We start from the raw sequence: 3,018 nt of genomic DNA, 5'->3' as shown, positions 1-3,018 counted from the left end.
CTCGCCGACCAGCGCGACGAGTGGCAGCATGTCCAGCAGGAGATGCGCCAGGGTCGCAAACTGTGCCAGGCTTATTATGGTGTCGGTGCACTCTCGCCCTTGGGTCGGGGCGACATAAACGAACGGATGCTCAAAAGCGTCTATAAAGGTGCCGGCTGGGACCTGATCGATGAGCGCTATTTGCAGTTGATGGGGTTGCTGGCAGTGATGCCGTTGTCGCTCCCCAACGGGCTGAGTACCGATTTGGCGCGAATGAAGCGGTTCCGCACGATGTTGACGACAACCGCTGCTTCGATTGCTCCAATCCAAGGCGAATATTCGGGCGGCCCCATTCCGCACGTCCTGCTGATCGGTCGGCGCGGCCAGCCCTTTTTCTGGTCGCCCTTCCAGAACGCGGCGGGCAACCACAATGTCGCGGTGTTCGGCAAATCCGGCTCGGGAAAGTCAGTCTTTTTGCAGGATATTTGCGCGGCGATGGCCGGAGCTGGCGCCAAAGTCATTGTCATCGACGACGGCCGTTCGTTTGAACATATGGCCCGCGCCTTTGGCGGGGCCTTTGTCGAATTCAAGCTCTCGTCGGGCTTCTCGCTCAACCCCTTCGACATGATCGACGTCGACGCACTGGACCATGCGGAAGATGGCGAGGATTATGAAATCGAATGCCTGGCGATGCTCAAATCGATCGTCAGCCAGATGGCAAGGCAGCAGGATCGGTTAAGCGACACCGAACGCGGACTGATCGATGTCGCGGTCAGCGGGGTGTGGAATTCCCGCAAGCGCGAGGGAACTATTGACGATGTTGTCGCAGCGCTGCGCGCGCAGCCGTCGCCCTATGCCAATGATCTTGCCGACGCGATGTCACCCTTTGTACGGGGAGGGACCTATGGCAAATTTTTCGACGGTCCCTGCTCGATCGATCTGAGCGCTGGTCTCACCGTCTTCGAGCTTTCCGATCTCGCATCCAAACCCGAACTACGGTCGGTCTCGTTGACGGCGCTCATGTTCCTGTCGCTGCGGGTGATGCGCCAGATGGACCGGTCGATTCCCAAGGCGATGATGATCGATGAGGCCTGGCAGCTTTTGGGTGGCGGGCAGATGGGGCAGGCGATCGAGACCTATGCGCGGACCTGCCGCAAATATGGCTCCTCACTGATCACGGCCACCCAGTCGCTCAATGATTTCTACAAGTCCGAAGGCTCGCTTGCCGCGCTTGAAAATTCGGATTGGTCGGTGGTGCTCCAACAAAAGGAAGAGACCATCAACGATCTTGCCAAACACCAGCGTTTCGAGATGGATCACTATACCGAAGCGCTGCTCCGGTCGCTGAAGCGCAACGGCGTCGAATATTCCGACGTGCTGATCAAAGGACCCGAAACGCTGGCAGTCGGCCGTCTCGTCCTCGATCCCTATTCGGCAACGCTTTACTCGTCGAGCCCGCGGATATTTGCCGACATTGAAGCGCTGGTCAAAACCGGAGTGCCCCTTGCTGATGCGATCGAACGGATCGCATTCCCGCACCACAAGCCAGCGGAGGCCCCTGAGGTTCTTGAGGCGGCGGAATGAGCGGCCTGGCGGCAAGAGCGACGCCGCGTGCGACCTGGCAAGGGGCCGGATTCGCCTGGTCGATTTACTTCCGTTTGGCAGACATCTGCTATCTCTCGCTCCGGCTATCGGGCTGGGCTGTGGTTACCGCCTGCTGCGTCGTCGCGGCCTATGTCAGCTTCTTTTGGATGCTCGGACAGTTCAGCCTGACCGGTCTGATCCTGCATTTCGATAATTTCGGCGACCGCTTCCTTGTGGCGGATGCAGTCCGTCGGGCGCGGTTTGAAGCTGGCCTTGCAGGCGTGAGCGCAGTACTTTTCGCCCTGATCGGGTTTTTCCGGCGGCATTCATTACCGCCCCTTTTTGCCAACAAGAAGGAGATGACTAATGTCAGCAAGTAAACCAAGAACGCCAGCTTCGGGTGACGGTCCCCTGTTCGAGGGCATGACATCGACACCTGCTCCGTCCACAGCACATTTCATCAGCTGGGTTCCGGTTGTCGCAGTCTGCGCGCTGGTGTGCACCGGACTTTGGGGTGCATGGGTTACGCGCGAACTGGTAAGCAAAGAGCAAATGGCTCCGATGGCGCGTATCCAGCTGTCATCGATGGTCGGCGAATATGTCCAGGCACAGGCCCGTTCGGCAACGCCGCCCGACCAGGTCACGGCAGAAACCAAGGCGTTCATGGCCGAGGTCGAAGGCAATCTCAAAGCCAGAGGACAAAAGGGCCAGATTATCTTGGTCGGTGAGGCCGTGTTGGCTGGCGACGTCCCCGACATCACTGCCGAAGTGCGAAAGCAGGTTTTTGCCAAGGTGAAGATGCCGCAGCCGGCCCCAGCACAGGCGGCCAGCATGATGGGAGCGATGCAGCAGGCGATGGCCGATCCGTCAATGCTGCCGCCAGTGGGGATTGGCAATGGACCGCGCAACTAGGCTGCCCGACAACAAGCGTCGCTATGTGAGCATTGCACTGCTCGGTGCCGTGCTGGCAGGTACGCAGGCGCTTGGCGCTTGGCGTGAAGGTCACGCGCTTTTCATCAACAGCAGCGAGTCACTCGCGCATTGGGCCTTCTTTGTCGAAAGCGGGCAGATGCCGCGCAAAGGCGAGTTTGCCTTTTTCCGGGCACCCCAAACCGCGCTTGTGTCCCGGCATTTCGGGCACGCCGCGCCGCCATTTGGCAAGATTGTCTACGGTGTCGCGGGCGACATCGTAAGCCGGTCCCATAACATTGTCGCTGTGAACGGCAAACCCGTGGCGACGCTCAAACCTGCGTCGCGGTTCGGGGAAAGGCTGCTTCCCGGTCCTACCGGCGTGATCCCCGATGGGTGCTATTTCATGGCAACCCCGCACCGCGATGGTCTCGATAGCCGCTATGCCGACATCGGCTTTGTGTGCCGCCGCCAGATCATCGGCACCGGAAAGGCAATCCTGTGAAAAACAAGATCGCCTTTGCTTCGGCATTCGCCCTGTGTGGC

The 3,018-nt window shown here is 59.6% G+C and carries 4 protein-coding genes; all 4 read left to right on the top strand.

The window, feature by feature from the left end:
• A partial coding sequence (locus ABL922_RS14320; RefSeq protein ID WP_349024887.1) for a DUF5934 domain-containing protein occupies positions 1-1,563 on the top strand: 1,563 nt, incomplete at its 5' end.
• Positions 1,560-1,943 (top strand): hypothetical protein, encoded by a 384-nt coding sequence (locus tag ABL922_RS14315; protein WP_349024886.1) that lies wholly within the window; start codon positions 1,560-1,562, stop codon positions 1,941-1,943. The genes ABL922_RS14320 and ABL922_RS14315, both read left to right, overlap by 4 nt.
• Positions 1,930-2,475: a TrbI F-type domain-containing protein gene (locus tag ABL922_RS14310; RefSeq protein ID WP_349024885.1), complete on the top strand. Its 546-nt coding sequence runs from the start codon at positions 1,930-1,932 to the stop codon at positions 2,473-2,475. The genes ABL922_RS14315 and ABL922_RS14310 overlap by 14 nt, the downstream gene beginning before the upstream one ends.
• Positions 2,459-2,977, top strand: coding sequence for a S26 family signal peptidase (locus ABL922_RS14305; protein WP_349024884.1), 519 nt, complete (start codon positions 2,459-2,461; stop codon positions 2,975-2,977). The genes ABL922_RS14310 and ABL922_RS14305 overlap by 17 nt, the downstream gene beginning before the upstream one ends.
• Positions 2,978-3,018 lie beyond the last annotated feature (41 nt).

It is taken from the genome of Sphingorhabdus sp. (genome assembly GCF_040079335.1).
Classification (GTDB): domain Bacteria; phylum Pseudomonadota; class Alphaproteobacteria; order Sphingomonadales; family Sphingomonadaceae; genus Sphingorhabdus_B.
Note: the sequence above shows the minus strand (reverse complement) of the source record. Positions and strands in the feature narration are given on the sequence as shown.

Excerpts from the sequence above, each read along its gene's own strand:
- ABL922_RS14315 (WP_349024886.1), top strand. The coding sequence starts at position 1,560 with ATGAGCGGCCTGGCGGCAAGAGCGACGCCGCGTGCGACCTGGCAAGGG.
- ABL922_RS14310 (WP_349024885.1), top strand. The coding sequence starts at position 1,930 with ATGTCAGCAAGTAAACCAAGAACGCCAGCTTCGGGTGACGGTCCCCTG.
- ABL922_RS14305 (WP_349024884.1), top strand. The coding sequence starts at position 2,459 with ATGGACCGCGCAACTAGGCTGCCCGACAACAAGCGTCGCTATGTGAGC.